A 19,114-nucleotide genomic window follows, 5' to 3' on the forward strand; every position below is an offset into this window, starting at 1 on the left:
CCCGCAATGCTGCGCCGCACCGCCCTCGCCACGAGCGCGCTCCTGATCGGAGCACTCCTGCTCACCTCGTGCACCAGCTCGAACACCTCCCCCGCTCCCACGGGTGAAGCCAACCCGAACGCCACCCTCACGGTGGGTCTGAGCCTCGAGCCGACCAACCTCGACATCCGCCACACCAGCGGTGCCGCTCTCGAGCAGGCGCTCATCGACAACGTCTACCAGGGTCTGGTCACCCGCAACGGCGACGAGAACAACGCGATCGTCCCCGCCCTGTCGACCGCGTGGACGATCTCGCCCGACGGCCTCACCTACACCTTCACCCTGCGCGAGGGCGTGACCTTCCACGACGGCAGCGCGCTGACCGCCGACGACGTGGTCACCTCCCTGCAGACGACGAAGGACGACGCCACCATCCAGAACAGCGCCGACCTGGCGAACGTGGCATCCATCTCTTCCCCCGATGCCTCCACGGTCGTCGTCACCCTCGCGCAGCCGAACATCGACTTCTTGTTCGCCCTCACCGGCCGCGCGGGGCTCATCTTCAAGAACGGCGACACGACCAACTTCCAGACCTCCGCCAACGGCACCGGTCCCTTCCGCGTGGAGTCCCGCAACGTCGGCCAGAGCGTGACCCTCGCGCGCTACGACGGCTACTGGGGCGACAAGGCCGGGGTGGCCCAGGTCGTGCTCGACTACATCCCCGACCGCAACGCCGCCGTCAACGCCGCCGTCGCCGGCGACCTCGACGTCCAGCTCGAGGTCGACCCCGAGCTGCGCGGACAGATCGACGGGACGAACAACTTCACGATCGATTCCGGCCTCACCACCGACAAGGGCACGCTCGCGTTCAACAACGCCAAGGCCCCGCTCAACGACCAGCGCGTGCGCGAGGCGCTGCGCCTGGCGATCGACCACGACGCGCTGATCCAGACGCTCGGTTCGGGCGAGACCCTGTCGGGTCCGATCCCGCCGCTCGACCCCGGGTACGAAGACCTCTCGGGCAGCATCTCGTACAACCCCGACCGCGCGCGCGAGCTGCTCGCCCAGGCCGGCGCCGAGAACCTCAACCTCACGCTGACGATCCCCAACGTCTACCCCGGCTCGATCTCGACCTTCCTCGTGTCGTCGTTCGCCGACGTGGGCGTGACCCTGCAGGTCAAGCAGGTCGACTTCACCGCGTGGCTGCAGGACGTCTACACGAACAAGGACTACGACCTCAGCTTCGTGCGCCACGTCGAGGCCCGCGACTTCGGCAACTGGGCGAACCCCTCGTACTACTTCGGCTACGACAACGCCGAGGTGCAGGGCCTCTACGCCCAGGCGCTGGCCACCACCGACGAGCAGCAGTCCTCCGACCTGCTCGCCGAGGCCGCGCGCATCGTGAGCGACGACGACGCCGCCGACTGGCTCTTCCTGTCGACGCCGTTGACGGCGGTGGGCACGAACGTGGCGAACTTCCCGAAGAACTCGCTCAACGTGCGACTGCCGCTGTCGGCTGTGACGGTCGCGTCGGAGTGATCCGCTACACGCTGACACGGCTGGGCCTGCTCGTGCTGGGCCTGGCCGTGGCCAGCGTGCTGATCTTCGTCTCGCTGCGGGTGCTCCCCGGCGACGTCGCGCAGGTGATCGCCGGAACCCAGGCCACCCCCGAGCAGATCGCCGCCCTGCGCGCGAGCCTCGGACTCGACGCTCCCCTGTGGACGCAGTACGCCGACTGGATCGGCGGTCTGCTGCGCGGCGACCTCGGCACCTCCCTCCTCACCGGCACCTCGGTCAGCAGCGAGCTGATCGACAAGGCGCGGGTCACCGTGCCCCTGTCGATCATGTCGCTGACGATCGCGCTGCTGATCGGCATCCCGTTCGGCGTGCTCTCCGCCCTCGGGCGTCGTCGCGCGACGGGTGCGGCCCTCAGCGTCGCCGCACAGGCGTTGGCGGCGGTGCCGGTGGTGTGGGCGGGACTCATGCTCGTGGTGGTGTTCGCCGTCTGGCTCGGGTGGTTGCCGCCCCAGGGCTTCCCGCGCGCGGGGTGGAACGACCCCGCCGCGGCGTTCCGCGCCCTCGTGCTGCCCTCCCTGACGATCGGGGTCATCGAGGGGGCGATGCTGCTGCGGTTCGTGCGCAGCGCGACCCTGCAGGCGATCGGCCAGGACTACGTGCGCACGGCCGCCGCCAAGGGCCTGACTCGCACGCGCGCCCTGCTCAGCCACGGTCTGCCCAACGTGGGCCTCTCGGTCATCACGGTGCTGGGGCTGCAGATCGCCGGGATCATCGTGGGAGCCGTGGTCATCGAGCAGCTGTTCACCCTCCCGGGCGTGGGTCGCATGCTCGTCACCGACGTCGCCTCGCGCGACCTGCCCAAGGTGCAGGGCGAGCTTCTCGCGGTGACCGGCTTCGTGCTCATCGTGGGCTTCGTGGTCGACCTCGCGCACCGCCTGATCGACCCTCGACAGCGGGAGGCCGAGTGAACACCCTGAAACGCCTCTGGGGGCTGGGCACCGGCCGCTTCGGACTCGTGATCGTGCTGCTCGTGCTGCTCGCGGCCGCCGTCTCGCTCGTGTGGACGCCGTTCGACCCCGCCGCCGTCGACGCCCGCGCGCGGTGGACCGATCCGTCGTGGCCCCATGTGCTGGGCACCGACGACAGCGGCCGCGACATCGCGAGCCTGCTCCTCGCCGGCGCCCGCACGACCGTCGTCGTCGCGGTCGGGGCGGGCATCGTGGCCTCCGTCATCGGCATCGCCCTCGGCGCCCTCGGGGCGCTCACCGCACGATGGGTGCGCGAGAGTGTCTCGGTGCTCGTCGACATCCTCATCGCCTTCCCGGTGCTGATCATCGCGATGATGATCTCGGCCGTGTGGGGCGGGTCGCTGTTCGTGGTCATCTGGTCGGTGGGCATCGGGTTCGGCGTCAACGTCGCCCGCGTCACCCGGCCCGAGCTGCGCCGCGTGCTGCACAGCGACTTCGTGCTCGCCGGGCGGGCGAGCGGGCTCTCGACGTGGCAGAACCTCACGCGCCACCTGCTGCCCAACGTCGCGCCCGTGTTCATCGTGCAGCTGTCGTGGGGCATGGCCGTGGCCGTGCTCGCCGAGGCCGGACTGTCGTACCTCGGTTTCGGCGCCCCCGTCACGCAGCCGTCGTGGGGCGTGCTGCTGAACAGCCTGCAGCCCTACATCGCCGTGCACCCGCTGACGGTGGTGTGGCCGGGCCTGGCGATCACCCTGACGGTGCTCGGACTCAACCTGCTGGGCGACGCCCTGCGCGAGGCGGCCGACCCGACGCTCGCCGAGCGCGCGCCGTCGGCACGGACGCAGGTTCCGGGGGTGGTGGCGTGAGCCTCGAGGTGACCGACCTGCGCATCGAGATCGGCGGCCGGGCGGTCGTCGACGGCATCTCGTTCGCCGTGCCCGACGGCGCGCGCGTGGGGCTCATCGGCGAATCGGGCTCGGGCAAGTCGCTGACCGCCCTCGCCATCCTCGGGTTGCTGCCCGACGGGGCCGTGGCTTCCGGAAGCGTGCGGTGGAACGACCGCGAGATCCTCGGACTCCCCGACCGCGAGCTCGCGCGCCTGCGCGGCGATGACATCGGCATCGTCTTCCAGGAGCCCCGTACCGCGCTGAACCCCATCCGCACGGTGGGCCGCCAGATCGGCGAGTCGGTGCGGATCCACGAGAAGGTGTCGAAGCGCGCGGCCCTCGCCCGCGCGGTCGTCGAGGCCGAGCGCGTCGCCCTTCCCGACCCCGAACGCCTCGTCTCGCGCTACCCGCATCAGCTCTCGGGCGGTCAGCGTCAGCGCGTCGCGATCGCGATGGCCCTCGCGTGCCGCCCGCGCTTGCTCATCGCCGACGAGCCGACCACCGCCCTCGACGTCACGATCCAGGCCGGGATCCTCTCGCTGCTGCGCTCCCTCGTGCACGACGCCGGCATGTCGCTGGTGTTCATCACGCACGACCTCGCGGTCCTCGCGCAGGTGGCCACGCACGCCGTCGTGCTCGAGCACGGCCGCGTCGTCGAACAGGGCGCCGTCGAGGCACTGCTGCGCGCGCCGTCGTCGCCCGTCACGCAGGCTCTGCTGCGCGATGCGACCGCGACGCTGTGGCATCCGGAGACCGGCACCCCCACCGCGATCCCGGATGCCGCGACGCCCCGGCCGACGCAGGGCTCGGCCGAACGGCATCCGGAATCGACCCCGGATGCCGCGGACCAGGGCTCCGCGCCGGACCTCGACCCGGCTGCGACATCGCAGCCCGCCGACCCGGCCGCCGCGGACGAGGCGGTTCGTCGCCGGCCCGACGAGGAGGACACGCCGTGAGCGAGACGCTGATTCGCGCGCGGGGGCTCTCGCGCACCTACCCCGCGCCGCGCGGCAAGGGCTTCGGCCGCCCCGAGCGCACCGTCGGGCTGAGCGACGTCGACGTGTCGGTGCGGGAAGGCTCGGCCGTCGGGATCATCGGCGAATCGGGCTCGGGCAAGTCGACGCTCGTGCGTCTCCTGCTCGGACTCGACGTGCCCACCGCCGGCACCATCGAGGTCGAGGGACGCCCCGTGGATGCGCGCGGATCGTCGCGCTCGCTGCACTGGCTGCGCCGCACGACCGGCATCGTGTTCCAAGATCCGTACGCCTCGCTCGACCCGCGCATGAACGTCGAGCGCATCGTCGGCGAGCCGCTGTGGGCGCTCGGGATCGAGGGTGACCGCCGTGCCCGCGTGCACGAGGTGCTCGAGCAGGTGGGCCTCGAGGCCGACATGGCCGCGCGCTTCCCGCACGAGTTCTCGGGCGGTCAGCGTCAGCGCATCGCCCTGGCGCGCGCGATCGTGCATCGGCCGCGGATCCTCGTCGGCGACGAGCCGCTGTCGGCCCTCGACGTCACCGTGCGCGCGCAGATCCTGCGCCTGCTGGCGCGGCTGCGCACCGAGGAGCAGCTCACGCTCGTGCTCGTCTCGCACGACATCGGCGTGGTGCAGAACGTGTGCGACCAGGTCGTCGTGATGAAAGACGGTCTTATCGTCGAGCAGGGGCCCACCGAGAAGGTGCTGCTGCAACCGCAGGCGGCGTATACGCGGCAGTTGCTGGCATCGATTCCGACGCTGCCCGCCTGACGCTCCGCCGCGGGCGGTGGCACTGGCGCTGCCGGGACTGGCGCTCCCGGCACTGACGCTGCCGGGATTGACGCTGCCGGGATTGGCGCGGGGGCCGCGGTCGCCGCGAGGTGCCGGTCACGAGAACAGGAAGACGTCACCGGAACAGGCCGTTTCGGCACGGATCGTCCTGTTCTGGTGGCATCTCCTGTTCTGGTGACGGATGCCGGTGGCCCGGCGGTCCCGTGTGCCGTCGCCACGAGAACAGGAAGACGTCACCGGAACAGGCCGTTTCGGCACGGATCGTCCTGTTCTGGTGGCATCTCCTGTTCTGGTGACGGATGCCGGTGGCCCGGCCGTTCGGGACAGTCGCGCACGCGCCGATCAAGGGATCCCGCGATGTCGGAGGTCGGCGCTACCCTCGGCGCATGACCCCCGGTATCGTCCCCCCGTTCCTGCTCGACCGACTCGCCTCCACCGATGACCCGCGCATGGCCCGGGCCGCCGAAGCGGCCCGGAAGACCCTCGCCGTGCCGCGCCCGGCACGACCGACACGGTCGCGCCTGCGACTGTCGATCGAGGGCGACACCCTCGTGGCCGAGACCGGGCCGGCGCCCGATCGCATCATCTCCGACGCGGCGAACACCGAGAACCTGCCGGGCCGTCGCGTCCGCAGCGAAGACGACGCCCCCTCGGGCGACGCCGCCGTCGACGAGGCCTACGACGGCCTCGGCGAGACCTACGACTTCTTCTGGGACGCCTTCGCCCGCGACGGCATCGACGCCGCCGGCGGGTCGCTGCTGGCCACGGTGCACTTCGGCGACGACTACGACAACGCGTTCTGGAACGGCGAGCGCATGGTCTTCGGCGACGGCGACGGCGACGTGTTCGTCGGGTTCACGCGGTCGCTCAGCGTGATCGCGCACGAGCTCGGCCATGGGGTCACCGAGGCCTCCGGCGGGCTCGAGTACCAGGGGCAGTCGGGCGCGCTCAACGAGTCGCTGTCCGACGTGTTCGGCGCCCTCGCCGAACAGCATCACCTCCGCCAGAGCGCCGATGAGGCGTCGTGGCTCATCGGCGAGGGCATCTTCGCCGACGCCGTGCAGGGCGAGGCCCTGCGCTCGATGAAGGCGCCGGGCACCGCCTACGACGACGATGTGCTCGGCAAAGACCCGCAGCCGGCGCACATGCGCGACTACGTCGAGACGAGCGACGACAACGGCGGGGTGCACATCAACTCCGGCATTCCGAACAAGGCCTTCTACCTCGCCGCCACCGCGCTCGGCGGGTTCGCGTGGGAGCGCGCCGGCCTCATCTGGTACCGCACGATCACCGCCGGCACGCTGTCGCCCACCGCCGACTTCTCGGCGTTCGCGACCGCCACCCTGTCGGCCGCGGCCAGCGAGTACGGTGAGAAGTCGGAGGAGGTCGCCGCCGTCCGCGCCGCGTGGGCCGGGGTCGGCGTCGAGGAGGATGCCGCAGCCTGACACCGAAGACGACACCGAGAGCGCGGGGCGCTTCGTCGTCATCGTCGTGCGCTCGGGCGGTCTCGCGGGTCTGACGAAGCAGTGGCGGGCCGAGCCCGACCCCGAGGGCGCCCCGCATTGGCGCGCGCTGGTCGAGAGCTGCCCGTGGGACGCCGCCGCCGAGCCCTCCCCCGGAGCCGACCGCTACAGCTGGCGTATCGAGGTGCACCACGGCGACAAGGCCGTGCACGAGGCACGCCTCGGCGACACCCAGGTCGCGGGTCCCTGGCGCGCGCTCGTCGACGAGGTGCGCCGCGCCGCACCCGCGACACCGGTCCGGCGGTAGCCGGCGGTTCAGCCACCTCGCATCAGAGGTCCCCGAGCGTGTCGAAGGGACCGGTACCCGCTCGGCGGCCGCTGGCTTCGACAGGCTCAGCCACCTCGCACGCGGCGACCGGGGGCTTCGAGAGGCTTAGCCACCTCGCACCCGGTGACCGGTGGCTTCGACAGGCTCAGCCACCTCGCGCGCGGCTGCGAAGCGCGTCAGCCGAACAACCGCCGACGGGGCTTCTTTTTCGACGGGATGCTCTTCTGCAGGTACACCACGCCCAGCCAGCGCCCGAACTTGAAGCCGACGCGTCCCATGCGTCCGACCTCGGTGAAGCCGAGCTTTTCGTGCAGGGCGATCGAGGCGTCGGCGCCCTTGTCGCTGATCGCGGCGACCATCTCGCGGATGCCGAGCTCCTGGCAGGCCGCCAGCAACGCCTCGAGTAGCGCGCGACCGAGCCCCTTGCCCGCGGCCGCCTGACCGAGGTAGATCGAGTTCTCGACCGTGTAGCGGTACGCCGACTTGGACTGCCACGGCTGCACGAGGGCGTACCCCAGGATCTGTCCGCTCGGCGACTGCGCCACGAGGAACGGCAACCCGAGCTTGTCGAGCGTGGCGTACTTGTCGCGCCACTTCGCGATCGACCACGCCTTCTCGTCGAAGGTCACCACGGAGTTGCGCACGTAGTAGTTGTAGATCTCGCGGATGTCGGGGATGTCGGCGGGAGTGGCCGGACGGATCTCGTACGAGAAGGGACGCTCGGGCGCGGGCGTCTTGCGCAGGTGCGCCGGCAGACGGCGACGGCTCTTCTCGTACTCCTCTTCCAGCACCCCGCCACTCTACGGGCGTCGCCGTTTCACGCGTATGACGTCGCGCGTGCGGCGACCAGGCCGGATGCCGGGACCCCGGCCCGACGCCTCCGTCGCGGCCCGCGGCATCCGCTCGCTCCGCTCAGGGCGTCGCGGCGCCGCTCACGCCGGAATCCGCCAGTCGACCGCGTCGGCACCCTGCCCCTCGAGCAGCGCGTTGACGCGCGAGAAGGGACGGGAGCCGAAGAAGCCGCGGCTGGCCGACAGCGGCGAGGGATGCGGAGACGACACGATCGCGGTGTCGCCGAGCAGCGGCGCGAGCCCCTGGGCGTCCTTGCCCCACAGCACCGCGACGAGCGGGGCGTCGCGCGCGACGAGGCAGCGGATCGCGTGCTCGGTCACGCGCTCCCACCCCCAGCCGCGATGCGAGGCCGGAGCGCCGGGCGCCACGGTGAGCACGCGGTTCAGCAGCATGACCCCCTGCGCCGACCAGGCCGAGAGGTCGCCGTGCGCGGCGGGGGCGATCCCGAGATCGTCGGAGAGCTCGCGGTAGATGTTCGACAGGCTGCGCGGCAGCGGACGCACGTGCGGATCGACCGCGAACGACAGGCCGATGGGGTGCCCGGGCGTGGGATACGGGTCCTGACCCACGATGAGCACGCGCACCGCCTCGAGCGGCGTGCGGAACGCGCGCAGCACGAGGTCGCCCGCCGGAAGATACGGCGCGCCCTCCGAGCGGAGCCTCTCGCCGAGCGCGGCGATGTCGGCGGCCACGGGTTCGAGGGGCTGCACCCACGAGCGATCGATCAGACCGGCATCCGCCAACTCGGTCAGCGTCTTGGCACTCACGCCGCGTCTTCCTCCCGCACGGAGCCGAGGTGCGACCAGGGGAACTCGATCCACAGCGAGGTGTCTCGCCACGAGAAATCGGGCGCGATGATCGTCGTGGGCTTGGTGTAGATCACCGCGGAGCGGACGTCCGCCCCGTGACGGTTCAGCAGCTTGACGGCGAGATCGAGCGTGCGGCCGCTGTCGGCGACATCGTCGACGAGCAGCACGCGCCGGCCGGAGAGGTAGGTCAGATCGAGGGCGGGCGGGAGCACCTCCGGGGCGTCGAGCACGGTGCCGACACCGGTGTAGAACTCCACGTTCAGCGCTCCGCAGTTCTTCGCGCCGAGGCCGTAGGCGATCGCGCCTCCCGGAAGGAGTCCGCCGCGTGCGATGGCGACCACCACCTCGGGCTCGAACCCGTCCGCGACGATCGCGCGCGAGATGTCTCTCGTGGCGGCACCGAACTCGTCCCAACTCAACCGTTCGCGTTCCTCAGCCACGCGGGCCCCTCTCGTCGTCTCCGCTCACTTTAGAGCCCCGTCGAGACCCCTCCGCACGGCGTCCGACGCCGTCGCCGGGCGGTGCTACTCTCGCGCCATGTCGCGCGTCTCCGGCGCGGTCTCACGGGTGCGGTCGTCCGCGCTGGGCGTGACCGCGGGCTTGATCGGTTGGTTCGTGCTGGTGGAGCTCGCCAGCGGGATCCTCCAGGGTTTCTACATCCCCCTACTGCCCGACATCGTGACGCACCTCGGCATCCGCGACGCCGACGTCAACTGGTTCGAGGCGGCGCAGCTGCTGCTGGGAGCTCTCGTACTCCCCGTGCTCGCCAAGCTCGGCGACATGTTCGGACACAAGCGGATCCTGCTCTTCTCCGCGATCGCCACGGCGGCGGCGAGTTGGGCGCTGGTGTTCGCCGACTCGTTCGCGACTTTCCTCGTCGCGTGGGCGTTCCAGGGGCTGTACATCGTGTGGCTGCCCCTGGAGATCGCGTTGATCTTCGATCGCGGTCGACGGCAGGAACGAGGAGTCTCGCAGACCCGCCGCGCCGCGGGCCTCCTGGTCGTCGGGCTTCAGCTCGGCGGCATCGTCGGGGCGCTCATCGCCGGTCGTGTCTTCGCCGCGACCGGGGGCGACCTGAAGCTGTCGCTGATCATCCCGCCCGTCGTCGTCACCCTCGTCTGTCTCGCCATCTGGCTGGGCGTGCCGGAATCCGAGCGCGTGGTCGGGGAGCGTCGACTCGACGTGCGTGGGTTCGTCATCCTCGCCGGGGCCCTGCTGTTCATCACGGGCGCCCTCTCGTTCGTCCGCCTTCCCGCCGGCCCCGGCCCCGTCGTCATCGTCGGGCTGCTGATCGTCGGCGTGATCCTGGGCATCGTCTTCGTGCGGTTCGAGCTGCGGCAACGCGATCCCGCGATCGACATCCGCATGCTCCGACGCCCCGAGATGTGGCCCGTGCAAGCCACCTCCTTCCTCGTCGGCATCAGCCTGCTCGGCGCCCAGGGACCGCTCGTCACGTACGCCGGCACCGACCCCGCCCTCGGGTACGGACTCGGACTCGACGCAACGCAGCGATCGAACGTCGTCGGCGCCTACCTGCTCTCGCTGATCGTCGGGGCGGTGCTGTTCACCGTCACCTCCCGCCGAGCCAGCCCCCGCGTCGTGCTCATCGGTGCAGCCGCTCTCGTCGGCATCGGGTATGCGCTCCTCCTGCCGCTGCACGACGAGCTGTGGCAATTCCTCGCCAGCCTGTCGATCGCCGGGATCGGCGCCGGTGCGCTCGTCGCCGCGATGCCCGCCGCCGCGGCCGCGGCCGCACCGCGCGGGCAGACCGGCGTCGCCTCGGCGACGACGAACACCACCAAGACCATCGGCGGCACCATGTCGTCGGCGATCTTCGGCGTGGTGCTGGCCGGCGGCGCGGGCACAGCGCTGGGCGCGGCCGCCCCCTTCGCGGGGTACGTCGCGGTGTGGGTCATCTGCAGCGCGGGAGGCGTGCTGGCCGCGGTGCTGCTGTTCTTCGTGCCGAAGGTGGCGTTCGCGGATGCCGCCGAGGCCCAGGTCGCAGCCACCGCAGCCCGCGGCGACGTGGCCTGAGCCCGCGGCATCCGCCCCCGAACGGCGAGCGGTCAGCGGGTCTTCAGCGGGCCCCGCGCCAGCAGGTGCTGCGCCGACTGCGCGACGGGGCGCACCGTGACCAGGTCGAGGTTGACGTGGCCCGGAGCGTCGAGCGCGTAGGCGATCACGTCGGCCACGTCATGGGCCGACAGGGGCGCCTCGACGCCCTCGTAGAGCTTGTCGGCCGCGTCCTTGTCTCCGCCGAGGCGGTTGAGCGTGAACTCCTCGGTGCGCACCATGCCCGGGGCGATCTCGATCACGCGGAGGGGTTCGCCGTTGAGCTCCTGACGCAGCGCGTGCACGAGCATCGCCTCACCGGCCTTCGCGGCGTTGTACCCGCCGCCGCCGGGGTAGGCCGTCTGCGCAGCCGTCGAGGTGACGAAGAGCAGGTCGGCGTGGCCCTCGTCGTCGGCCGCGCGGCGCAGCTGCGGGAGGAGGGCGGCGGTCAGTCGCTGGCTCGAGAGCACGTTCGCCTCGAACATCCAGCGCCAGTCGTCGGCCGCGCCGTCTTCGATGCGGTCGCTGCCGCGCGCGCCGCCGGCGACGTGCACGAGGGCGTCGACGCCGCCCGTCTCGTCGAGCCACGCCGCGAGGGAGGCGACGGCGTCGGCATCGGTGAGGTCGGCCGCGTGAGCCACGATGCCGGTCTCGGCCTCGAGCGCGTCGAGGCGCTCGGCCCGACGGGCGACGCCCACGACCTCCCATCCGCGCTCGCGGAGCAGGCGTGCGGTCGCCTCTCCGATTCCCGAACTGGCCCCGGTCACCACTGCACGTCGCGTCATGGCATCCACGCTAGCGCCCTCCTCCGACACCGCCGTCCGCATCGCGCGGGGCGCTGTTACGGCCTGTGTCCGGGGCGCTTGTCGGTGTCGGAGGTCATCCCTACGCTCGCAGCAGGCCATGGCGACCGCCCGGCCTCCAGAAGCTGAGGAGCAGTCATGTCGGCACCCGAGAACTGGCGTTTCGAGACCAAGCAGATCCACACGGGCGCTCAGCCCGACCCGGTGACCAAGGCCCGCGCCACCCCGATCTACCAGACCACCTCGTACGTGTTCGACAACGCCGACCACGCCGCGAACCTGTTCGCGCTGGCCGAGTTCGGCAACATCTACACGCGCATCCAGAACCCCACGCAAGACGTCGTCGAGCAGCGCGTCGCGGGCCTCGAGGGCGGCACCGGCGCCCTCCTCGTCGCCAGCGGCCAGGCGGCCGAGACGTTCGCCGTGCTCAACATCGCGCAGGCGGGCGACCACATCGTCTCGTCGAGCTCGATCTACGGCGGCACCTACAACCTCTTCAAGTACACCCTCGCCAAGCTCGGCATCGAGACGACCTTCGTCGAGAACCAGGACGACCCCGAGGAGTGGCGCGCGGCGGTGCGCCCGAACACCAAGCTGTTCTTCGCCGAGACCATCGGCAACCCCAAGATCAACGTGCTCGACATCCGCTCGGTCGCCGACATCGCGCACGAGGCCGGCGTGCCGCTCATCGTCGACAACACGATCGCGACCCCGTACCTCATCCGCCCCTTCGAGCACGGCGCCGACATCATCGTCCACTCGGCGACCAAGTTCCTCGGCGGGCACGGCACCACGATCGGCGGCGTCATCGTCGACGGCGGCACCTTCGCGTGGTCGGAGCACTCCGACCGCTTCCCGGGCCTCACGACCCCCGACCCCTCGTACCACGGCGCGGTCTACACCCAGGCGGTCGGCGACGGCCTCGCCTACATCATCAAGGCGCGCGTGCAGCTGCTGCGCGACCTCGGCGCCTCGATCGCCCCGCAGAGCGCGTGGCAGCTGATCCAGGGCATCGAGACCCTGTCGCTGCGCATCGAGCGCCACGTGCAGAACGCGCAGGAGATCGCGGAGTGGCTCGAGTCGCACCCCGACGTCGCGACCGTGAACTACTCGGGCCTGCCGACCTCGCCCTGGTACGCCGCGGCCAACAACTACGCCCCCAAGGGCGTCGGCGCGGTGCTGTCGTTCGAGCTGAAGGGCGGCGTGCAGGCGGGCCGCGAGTTCGTCAACTCGCTGAGCCTGTTCAGCCACCTCGCCAACATCGGCGACGTGCGCTCGCTGGTCATCCACCCGGCGTCGACCACGCACTCCCAGCTCACGCCCGAGCAGCAGCTCACCGCCGGTGTGACCCCGGGCCTGGTGCGCCTGTCGGTGGGGCTCGAGAACATCGACGACCTCAAGGCCGACCTCGACCAGGCCCTCGCCGCCGCGCGCCGCCTGTCCGAGGCCGCCCGCGCCTGAGTCACCCGCGCCCGAGCCGCACGCGCGCGTTCCCACGCGCGTGAGGGGTCAAAATGTGTCGCCCAGCCGCGTTCGAGGCGACAGAAACCGACCCCTCACGCGGCGGTGGTCACACCTTCTGTCGCGGCCGCAGGCTGCCCAGACCCCCGTCGACGCCGAGCACCTGGCCGGTCATCCACGCGTTCTCGGGCGCGAGCAGGAACTCCACGGCGCGCGCGACGTCGTCGGGCTCGCCGAGGCGACCGAGCGGGTGCATGGCCTCCGACACCTTGCGCGACATGTCGCTCGAGGTGAGCTTCTCGGTCAACCGCGTCTGCACGAGGCCCGGGGCCACGGCGTTCACGCGCAGCCCGTGCGCGGCGTAGCTCGCGGCGGCCGAGAGCGTCAGGCCAATGACCCCGGCTTTCGCGGCGGCGATGCCGTCGTGGTTCGGAAGACCCGCGAGGGCCGCCGCCGACGACACCAGCACCACCGCTCCCCCGTCGCGCATGTGCGAGCCCGCGGCGCGGACGGCGGCGAACGCCGTGGTGAGCGAGGCCGCGATGAGCTCGTCATACTGCTCGCGCGAGGTCAGGTGCGCCGGCTTGAGCAGCATCGAGCCCGCGAACACCGCGATGCCGTCGAGCTCGCCCGCCTCCCCGACGACCCGGTCGACGGCGTCGAAGTCGGTGGCATCCAGGGTGAAATCGGGTTCGATCCGCGAGGAATCCCGCGCGGTGGTCACGACGCGGTGTCCCGCGCCCTGCAGTCGTTTCGCCGTCGCCTGACCGATGTCGCTCGAGGCCGCGATGAGGAGGAAGTTCGCCATGGCGGGATCATGACGACCGCACCCGGGAGAAGACGGGTTCTTGACAACCCCCGTCGCCGTGGTGGGGAACCGTAACAGTCCGGTCGACCCCTCCGACACCGGAGAGAATGGATGCCATGGACTGGCAGATCTCCGAAGACACGGTGCCCTCGGCCCCGGTGACGGAGGCGGACGCCCGCTCCCTCCTCGGCCGGCCCCCCGCGACCGGAGCCTGGCGCGACGGCGACCCCGTCGGCGACCGCCGCTTCGCCTCGTTCGGCGAATTCCGCACCGAGACGGGGGGCACGCTCCCCGGCATCCGTCTCGCCTACGAGACCTGGGGCGAGCTCTCGCCCACGCGCGACAACGCCGTGCTCATCCTGCACGCCCTCACCGGCGACAGCCACGTGCGCGGAGCGGCCGGACCCGGACACGCCACCGCCGGGTGGTGGAGCGACCTCGTGGGCCCGGGGGCCGCGATCGACACCGACCGCTTCTTCGTGGTGGCCCCCAACATGCTGGGCGGATGCCAGGGCTCGACGGGCCCTGCGAGCATCGCCCCCGACGGGTACGAGTGGGCCTCCCGCTTCCCCTACCTGACCATCCGCGATCAGGTGTCGGCGCAGGCCCTGCTGGCCGATCAGCTCGGCATCGGCAGCTGGCATGCCGTGGTCGGCGGCTCGATGGGCGGCATGCACGCGATCGAGTGGGCCGTCGGTCACCCCGACCGCGTCGAGCGCGCCGCGATCCTCTCCGCCCCGCCGATCACGACGGCCGACCAGATCGCGCTGAACTCCGTGCAGATGGACACCGTGCGCATGGACCCCCGCTTCGCCGGCGGCGAGTACTACGACGCCGGCGACGGCGACGGCCCCCACCGTGGTCTCGCGCTCGCGCGCCGCATGGCGCTGCTCAACTACCGCAGCCCCACCGAGCTCAATTCGCGCTTCCAGCGCTCGTGGCAGTCGGGGGTCAGCCCGCTGGGGCGCGGCGGACGCTTCGCGGTGGAGTCGTACCTCGACTTCCACGGCAACAAGTTCACCCGCCGGTTCGACGCGAACAGCTACCTGACCCTCGTCGAGGCGATGAACTCGCACGACGTCGGCCGCGATCGCGACGGCGTCGACGACGCGCTCGGCCGCGTCACCGCGACCACGCTGGTGCTCGGGATCGACAGCGACCGCCTGTTCCCCATCGACGGCCAGCACCGCATCGCCCGCGGCATCCGGAACACCCTCGACGGTGACGCAGCGGTCGTGCTGTCGAGCGACTTCGGCCACGACGGATTCCTCATCGAGACCGCCGCGGTGGCGACGCACCTCCGCCGCCTCTTCGCGAGCTGAGCATTCGCGGATGCCGTGAGCCCGCGGCATCCGCGAGTCCGGTCGACCCGCGAGCGCGCTCCCGCCCGCGTCAGCGCTGCGTCGGGATGGAGCCGGTGATGGCGGTCTGCGCGGCTTCGGCCGCCGGCACCCGGTGCGAGGGGTGCCGGCCGCTGCGGTCTTCGACGCGGTAGGCGACGAACGCCACGGCGAGTCCGCCGATCGCGAGCACGGCGCCGACCCACGCGGGGGCGACGAGCCCGAGGCCCGCGGCGATCGCGAGGCCGCCGAGGAACGCGCCGAGGCTGTTGCCGATGTTCAGCGCCGAGTGATTGAGGGCCGCGGCGATCGACTGGTTGTCTTCGGCGACGTCCATGAGCCGCGTCTGGATCGACGGGCTGAGAGCGGAGCCGCAGAACGCCACGAGGAAGGCGAACAGCACCAGGCTCACGATCCAGCCGGCCGTCAGGGCGAGACCGACGGATGCCACGCCCAGGGCGATCAGCCCGACGAAGAGCCAGAACCGCAGGTCTTTGTCGGCGAGGGCGCCTCCGACGATGTTGCCGATGGTCATGCCGATCCCGACGATGACGAGCACGACCGACACCGCCCACTCGGGTTGTTCGGCGACGTCGGTGATCATGGGCGCGATGTAGCTGTACATGGCGAAGAATCCGCCGAAGCCGACCGCGCCGATGCCGAGGGCGAACCACACCTGTCCGATGCGGAACACCCGCATTTCATCGCGCAGGCGTCGTCCGGGGGTTCCGGGGTGCTTCGGCACGAAGAACGCGATGCACACCGTCGCGAGGGCGAAGATGCCCGCGACCACCGCGAAGGCGGCGCGCCATCCGACCTGCTGGCCGAGCAGGGTGCCCAGCGGCACGCCCACCACGTTCGCGATCGTGAGGCCCGTGAGCACGAAGGCCACGCCCTTGGCACGGTTGCCGGGGCCGAGCACGTCGGCGGCGACGAGGGCTCCGATGCCGAAGTACGCCCCGTGCGGGAGTCCGGCGAGGAAGCGGGATGCCGCAACCAACTCGAACGTCGGGGCGATCACGGTCAGCAGGGTGAAGAAGGCGAGCGCCGCGGCCAGCACGATCATCACGCGGTGGCGCGGGAAGCGCGCGACCGAGCCCGCGATGGTGGGGGCGCCGACCACCACGCCGAGCGCGTAGAGCGAGATGAGCCACCCGGCCTGCGCGATCGCGTCGTCGGGCGACGCCGCGTAGGCGGTGGGCAGCAGGTCGCGGCCGATGTTGGGCAGCAGGCCCATCACCACGAATTCGGTCATGCCGATGCCGAAACTGCCGATGGCGAGAGAAAGGAGCGCCCGCATCGCCGCACCTCTCGAGGTCGTCGAAGAGGTCACCAGGCGATGCTATCCGTGACGGCGGCGCGGGTCGAATCGTTTCGGGGCCCGGGAGTGGCGCCCGCGCGGTTCAGTCCTCGCGACGCTCCAGGGCATCTTCGAGGCGCTCGATCTTGCCGTCGATCTCGCCGGTGCGGCCGGGGCGGATGTCGGCCTTGAGCACGAGCGACACGCGCGATCCGTAGGGCATCACGGCATCCGTCGCCGCTTTCACCACGGCGAACACCTCGTCCCACTCCCCCTCGACCTCGGTGAACATCGAGGTCGTGCGGTGCGGCAGTCCCGACGCCCGCACCACGGCGACCGCGGCGGCGACGGCGTCGTGCACCGAGGCGTCGGGGTTCTCGGCGGCGAGGGTGCCGACGCCGGAGGGGGCGACGGAGAAGGCGATGAGCATGCTCCGAGCCTACGGCGGCGACCCTCCGGGCGGAACGGGGTCAGCGCGCGGCGGGAACTCGCGGCGGCGACCCGTGGGTTGACGGGCGTCAGCGTCCCGCGGAAACGCGCGCCGGGAGGGGCCGGCGACCCGTGACGATCTCGCGCAGCCCCGCGGGCGGACGCACGCGGCCCACCGGCACGCGCACGACCCGCACGATCGCCCACACCAGCAGCACGAGGCCGAGCACGTTGCGCGCCTCGAGCACGAACACCGGGAAGGGGTTCGGGTGCTGGGCCATGAGCCCGTCGTACAGGAGCGGGTACATCCACTGCGTGAGAGCGGCGATCACGAGGGTCATCGCAGCGAAGCCGTACCAGCGTCGCCGGTCGATCATCAGCCCGAGCACGACGGGGGCGAACAGCCACACGTAGTACTGGGGCGAGCCGACCTTGTTGAGGGCGATGAACGCCGTCACCAGGGCGAGCGAGAGCGGCGGGAAGAGGCTGAGGAAGGTCGCGCCGCGACGCATCTTCAGGACGCCGACCACGGCGACCCCCGCCATGACGAGCAGCATGATCGGTGTCATCGCGGCGATCAGGGGCTCGGCTCCCGGCCCCGTCACCTGGAAGGTCAGCACGTCGCCGTCGTAGTACACCTCGTTGCCCGGCACGTAGAAGGCCGCGAGGAACATGTAGACCGCTCCGACGGGCGCTTCCATCTGGATGCCGCGGGTGGTCTGATCGCCCACGAAGCCGAAGACGTACGGGGCGCCACCCAGGGCCACCACGGCGACGATCGTCACGAGCGAGACCGCGACCGCGCCGTAGACGAGGGCGAGGCGCCGACGGATGGCGACGAGACCGGCGGCGAGGATCGCGGCGGGCCAGACCTTCATCCACACCGCGACCGAGAGCAGCACGGAGGCGAGGAACGGGCGCCGCAGCATCCAGATGCCGCCGAGGATCGCGAACGGCACGGTGATGCCGTCGATGCGGTAGAGGCCGACAGGGCCCACCAGCAGGATCGCGGCGAGCCAGAACCACGCGGCGAGCACGCGGCCCGTCGAGCGGCCCGTGCCCACGAGGATGACGAAGGCGACGAGGTTGAACAGCGACACGGTGATCGCCCACGCGGGGGTGTACCCGGTGAACCAGGCGAAGATCCACGCGAAGGTCATCGGCAGGAAGGCGAGCTGCGGGTAGATCCACTTCTCGGTGATCCCGGGCCACTGCCAGGTGTCGCTGCGGGTGCACGAGGTCACGTCGATGCCGCCGAACAGGGCGCAGCGCGACCACGGTTCGTACACCAGGTACACGTCGCCCATCGGCTCGTTGGGCTGCTGGTAGCCCAGGATCCCCACCACGACGTGTACGGCGACGAACGCGATCAACAGGGGAACGACACGCCTCAACACTGCTTCATCCTAAGCGGGCGGCTCCCCCGGCCCCCGACGAGCCCCCTCGGCCCGGCGGGCGGGACCGTCGGCGGGGCCTTCAGTCGCGGTCGTCGGAGAGCACGGATGCCACGACGCGCGGCAGCGCCTCGGCGACGTCGAGCGCGGTGAGGGGTCCCCCGTCGGCTCCGCTGTCCTGCGAGGCCCGACTCCCCGCGGCTCCGTGCAGCCACGCCGCGGCCGCCGCGCACTGGGCCAGATCGTCGAGGCCGTCGCGCCCGTCGGCGACGGCGCCGGCGACCACCGCGCCGAGCACTCCGCCGAGCACGTCGCCCGTGCCGGCGGTCGCCAACCACGGCGTGCCCCCACTGACCCGTCGGCTGCGCCCGGCCGCGGCGACGATCGTGACCGCGCCCTTCAGCAGCACGACCCCGCCGAACGCGGCCGCCGTCTCGAGGGCCGCCGCCTCCCGCTCGTCGTCGTCGCCGATCGCGGCGGAGGCGAGCCCGAGGGCCTCGCGCAGCCGCGTGAGCTCGCGGGCGTGCGGCGTCACGATCACGGGTGCGCTCGCGGCCGGCACCAGATCGAGGGCACCGGCGTCGACCACGACCGGCAGATCGCCGTTCAAGATGCCGCGCAGGGCCGCCGTCTCGGCCGCGTCGCGCTCAGCGGCATCCGTTCCGGATCCGATCACCCACGCCTGCACGCGCCCGTCGGCGGTCACCGTCTCGGGTCGGCGCTGCAGCACGAGATCCTGCGCGCGCCGCGGCCCGAGGTAGCGGACCATGCCCGTACCGGTGCGCCACGCGGCCTCGACACCGAGCACCGCGGCACCCGGATAGCGGGCCGATCCGGTGCGCAGGCCCACCACTCCGCGGGAATACTTGTCGTCGTGCGCGGTTGGCCTCCGCAGTGCCCGGGCGGCATCACGCCCGCTGAACTCCATCGCCGTCATGGCGTCACCCTAGAACGCGAA

The 19,114-nt window shown here is 71.5% G+C and carries 18 protein-coding genes and 1 pseudogene; 10 read left to right on the forward strand and 9 right to left on the reverse strand.

Annotated elements, in window-relative coordinates; all coding sequences use genetic code 11:
- Window positions 1-6: 6 nt before the first annotated feature.
- From M3667_RS02050 to M3667_RS02080, 7 genes and pseudogenes are all read left to right on the forward strand, one after another.
- Window positions 7-1,518: an ABC transporter substrate-binding protein gene (locus M3667_RS02050; protein ID WP_251504343.1), complete on the forward strand. Its 1,512-nt coding sequence runs from the start codon at window positions 7-9 to the stop codon at window positions 1,516-1,518.
- The gene (locus M3667_RS02055) at window positions 1,515-2,465 is read left to right on the forward strand and encodes an ABC transporter permease (protein ID WP_251504347.1); all 951 of its coding nucleotides are present in this window, start codon (window positions 1,515-1,517) and stop codon (window positions 2,463-2,465) included. Before M3667_RS02050 ends, M3667_RS02055 begins: the two co-directional genes overlap by 4 nt.
- Entirely contained in the window at window positions 2,462-3,331 is an 870-nt protein-coding gene (locus tag M3667_RS02060; protein WP_251504350.1) for an ABC transporter permease, read from the forward strand. The genes M3667_RS02055 and M3667_RS02060 overlap by 4 nt, the downstream gene beginning before the upstream one ends.
- Window positions 3,328-4,101 (forward strand): annotated as a pseudogene (locus M3667_RS02065) (ATP-binding cassette domain-containing protein); the annotation flags it as partial. The gene M3667_RS02060 and the pseudogene M3667_RS02065, both read left to right, overlap by 4 nt.
- A 203-nt stretch (window positions 4,102-4,304) precedes the next feature.
- The gene (locus M3667_RS02070; protein WP_251504353.1) at window positions 4,305-5,096 is read left to right on the forward strand and encodes an ABC transporter ATP-binding protein; all 792 of its coding nucleotides are present in this window, start codon (window positions 4,305-4,307) and stop codon (window positions 5,094-5,096) included.
- Between the two features lie 407 nt (window positions 5,097-5,503).
- Window positions 5,504-6,562, forward strand: coding sequence for a M4 family metallopeptidase (locus tag M3667_RS02075; RefSeq protein WP_251504356.1), 1,059 nt, complete (start codon window positions 5,504-5,506; stop codon window positions 6,560-6,562).
- Window positions 6,549-6,887, forward strand: coding sequence for a protealysin inhibitor emfourin (locus tag M3667_RS02080; RefSeq protein WP_251504359.1), 339 nt, complete (start codon window positions 6,549-6,551; stop codon window positions 6,885-6,887). The genes M3667_RS02075 and M3667_RS02080 overlap by 14 nt, the downstream gene beginning before the upstream one ends.
- 197 nt (window positions 6,888-7,084) lie before the next feature.
- Here M3667_RS02080 and M3667_RS02085 read toward each other — a convergent pair whose 3' ends face one another.
- The 3 genes from M3667_RS02085 to M3667_RS02095 all read right to left on the reverse strand — a co-directional run bounded on the left by M3667_RS02085 (window position 7,085) and on the right by M3667_RS02095 (window position 9,009).
- Entirely contained in the window at window positions 7,085-7,699 is a 615-nt protein-coding gene (locus M3667_RS02085; protein ID WP_144828708.1) for a GNAT family N-acetyltransferase, read from the reverse strand.
- Window positions 7,700-7,840: 141 nt separating this feature from the next.
- Window positions 7,841-8,527, reverse strand: a complete 687-nt coding sequence (locus M3667_RS02090) for a uracil-DNA glycosylase (RefSeq protein ID WP_251504363.1) — start codon at window positions 8,525-8,527, stop codon at window positions 7,841-7,843.
- Complete coding sequence (locus M3667_RS02095) at window positions 8,524-9,009, reverse strand: phosphoribosyltransferase (protein ID WP_251504366.1); 486 nt, start codon at window positions 9,007-9,009, stop codon at window positions 8,524-8,526. The genes M3667_RS02090 and M3667_RS02095 overlap by 4 nt, the downstream gene beginning before the upstream one ends.
- A gap of 97 nt (window positions 9,010-9,106) precedes the next feature.
- Here M3667_RS02095 and M3667_RS02100 point away from each other — a divergent pair, with 97 nt between their 5' ends.
- Window positions 9,107-10,603 carry an MFS transporter gene (locus M3667_RS02100; protein ID WP_251504373.1) on the forward strand — a complete coding sequence of 499 codons (1,497 nt, stop codon included), beginning with the start codon at window positions 9,107-9,109 and terminating at the stop codon, window positions 10,601-10,603.
- A gap of 32 nt (window positions 10,604-10,635) precedes the next feature.
- Here M3667_RS02100 and M3667_RS02105 read toward each other — a convergent pair whose 3' ends face one another.
- Complete coding sequence (locus M3667_RS02105; protein ID WP_251504375.1) at window positions 10,636-11,406, reverse strand: SDR family oxidoreductase; 771 nt, start codon at window positions 11,404-11,406, stop codon at window positions 10,636-10,638.
- Between the two features lie 156 nt (window positions 11,407-11,562).
- On the opposite strand from M3667_RS02105, the gene M3667_RS02110 reads away from it, so the two are divergent.
- Window positions 11,563-12,885, forward strand: a complete 1,323-nt coding sequence (locus tag M3667_RS02110) for a bifunctional o-acetylhomoserine/o-acetylserine sulfhydrylase (RefSeq protein ID WP_251504379.1) — start codon at window positions 11,563-11,565, stop codon at window positions 12,883-12,885.
- Between the two features lie 109 nt (window positions 12,886-12,994).
- Here the strand turns inward: M3667_RS02110 and M3667_RS02115 are convergent, their stop codons facing one another.
- On the reverse strand, window positions 12,995-13,693 hold the full coding sequence (locus tag M3667_RS02115; RefSeq protein ID WP_251504383.1) for an SDR family NAD(P)-dependent oxidoreductase: 699 nt from the start codon (window positions 13,691-13,693) through the stop codon (window positions 12,995-12,997).
- 116 nt (window positions 13,694-13,809) lie between these two features.
- Here M3667_RS02115 and M3667_RS02120 point away from each other — a divergent pair, with 116 nt between their 5' ends.
- Complete coding sequence (locus tag M3667_RS02120) at window positions 13,810-15,015, forward strand: homoserine O-acetyltransferase (protein WP_251504384.1); 1,206 nt, start codon at window positions 13,810-13,812, stop codon at window positions 15,013-15,015.
- Between the two features lie 70 nt (window positions 15,016-15,085).
- Here the strand turns inward: M3667_RS02120 and M3667_RS02125 are convergent, their stop codons facing one another.
- From M3667_RS02125 to M3667_RS02140, 4 genes are all read right to left on the reverse strand, one after another.
- Window positions 15,086-16,333, reverse strand: a complete 1,248-nt coding sequence (locus M3667_RS02125; protein ID WP_285837407.1) for an MFS transporter — start codon at window positions 16,331-16,333, stop codon at window positions 15,086-15,088.
- A 103-nt stretch (window positions 16,334-16,436) separates the two neighbouring features.
- Complete coding sequence (locus M3667_RS02130) at window positions 16,437-16,763, reverse strand: thiamine-binding protein (RefSeq protein ID WP_144828725.1); 327 nt, start codon at window positions 16,761-16,763, stop codon at window positions 16,437-16,439.
- A gap of 88 nt (window positions 16,764-16,851) precedes the next feature.
- Window positions 16,852-18,159 (reverse strand): glycosyltransferase family 87 protein, encoded by a 1,308-nt coding sequence (locus M3667_RS02135; RefSeq protein WP_251504386.1) that lies wholly within the window; start codon window positions 18,157-18,159, stop codon window positions 16,852-16,854.
- Window positions 18,160-18,238: 79 nt separating this feature from the next.
- Complete coding sequence (locus M3667_RS02140) at window positions 18,239-19,093, reverse strand: ADP/ATP-dependent (S)-NAD(P)H-hydrate dehydratase (protein WP_251504388.1); 855 nt, start codon at window positions 19,091-19,093, stop codon at window positions 18,239-18,241.
- Window positions 19,094-19,114: the final 21 nt, after the last annotated feature.

Origin of the sequence: Microbacterium sp. P26, from assembly GCF_023712585.1 — a bacterium.
Classification (GTDB): domain Bacteria; phylum Actinomycetota; class Actinomycetes; order Actinomycetales; family Microbacteriaceae; genus Microbacterium; species Microbacterium algihabitans_A.

Coding starts and splice junctions, on each gene's coding strand:
- M3667_RS02050 (WP_251504343.1), top strand. CDS start 7: ATGCTGCGCCGCACCGCCCTCGCCACGAGCGCGCTCCTGATCGGAGCA.
- M3667_RS02075 (WP_251504356.1), top strand. CDS start 5,504: ATGACCCCCGGTATCGTCCCCCCGTTCCTGCTCGACCGACTCGCCTCC.
- M3667_RS02080 (WP_251504359.1), top strand. CDS start 6,549: ATGCCGCAGCCTGACACCGAAGACGACACCGAGAGCGCGGGGCGCTTC.
- M3667_RS02100 (WP_251504373.1), top strand. CDS start 9,107: ATGTCGCGCGTCTCCGGCGCGGTCTCACGGGTGCGGTCGTCCGCGCTG.
- M3667_RS02105 (WP_251504375.1), bottom strand. CDS start 11,406: ATGACGCGACGTGCAGTGGTGACCGGGGCCAGTTCGGGAATCGGAGAG.
- M3667_RS02110 (WP_251504379.1), top strand. CDS start 11,563: ATGTCGGCACCCGAGAACTGGCGTTTCGAGACCAAGCAGATCCACACG.
- M3667_RS02115 (WP_251504383.1), bottom strand. CDS start 13,693: ATGGCGAACTTCCTCCTCATCGCGGCCTCGAGCGACATCGGTCAGGCG.
- M3667_RS02120 (WP_251504384.1), top strand. CDS start 13,810: ATGGACTGGCAGATCTCCGAAGACACGGTGCCCTCGGCCCCGGTGACG.
- M3667_RS02125 (WP_285837407.1), bottom strand. CDS start 16,333: ATGCGGGCGCTCCTTTCTCTCGCCATCGGCAGTTTCGGCATCGGCATG.
- M3667_RS02130 (WP_144828725.1), bottom strand. CDS start 16,763: ATGCTCATCGCCTTCTCCGTCGCCCCCTCCGGCGTCGGCACCCTCGCC.
- M3667_RS02140 (WP_251504388.1), bottom strand. CDS start 19,093: ATGACGGCGATGGAGTTCAGCGGGCGTGATGCCGCCCGGGCACTGCGG.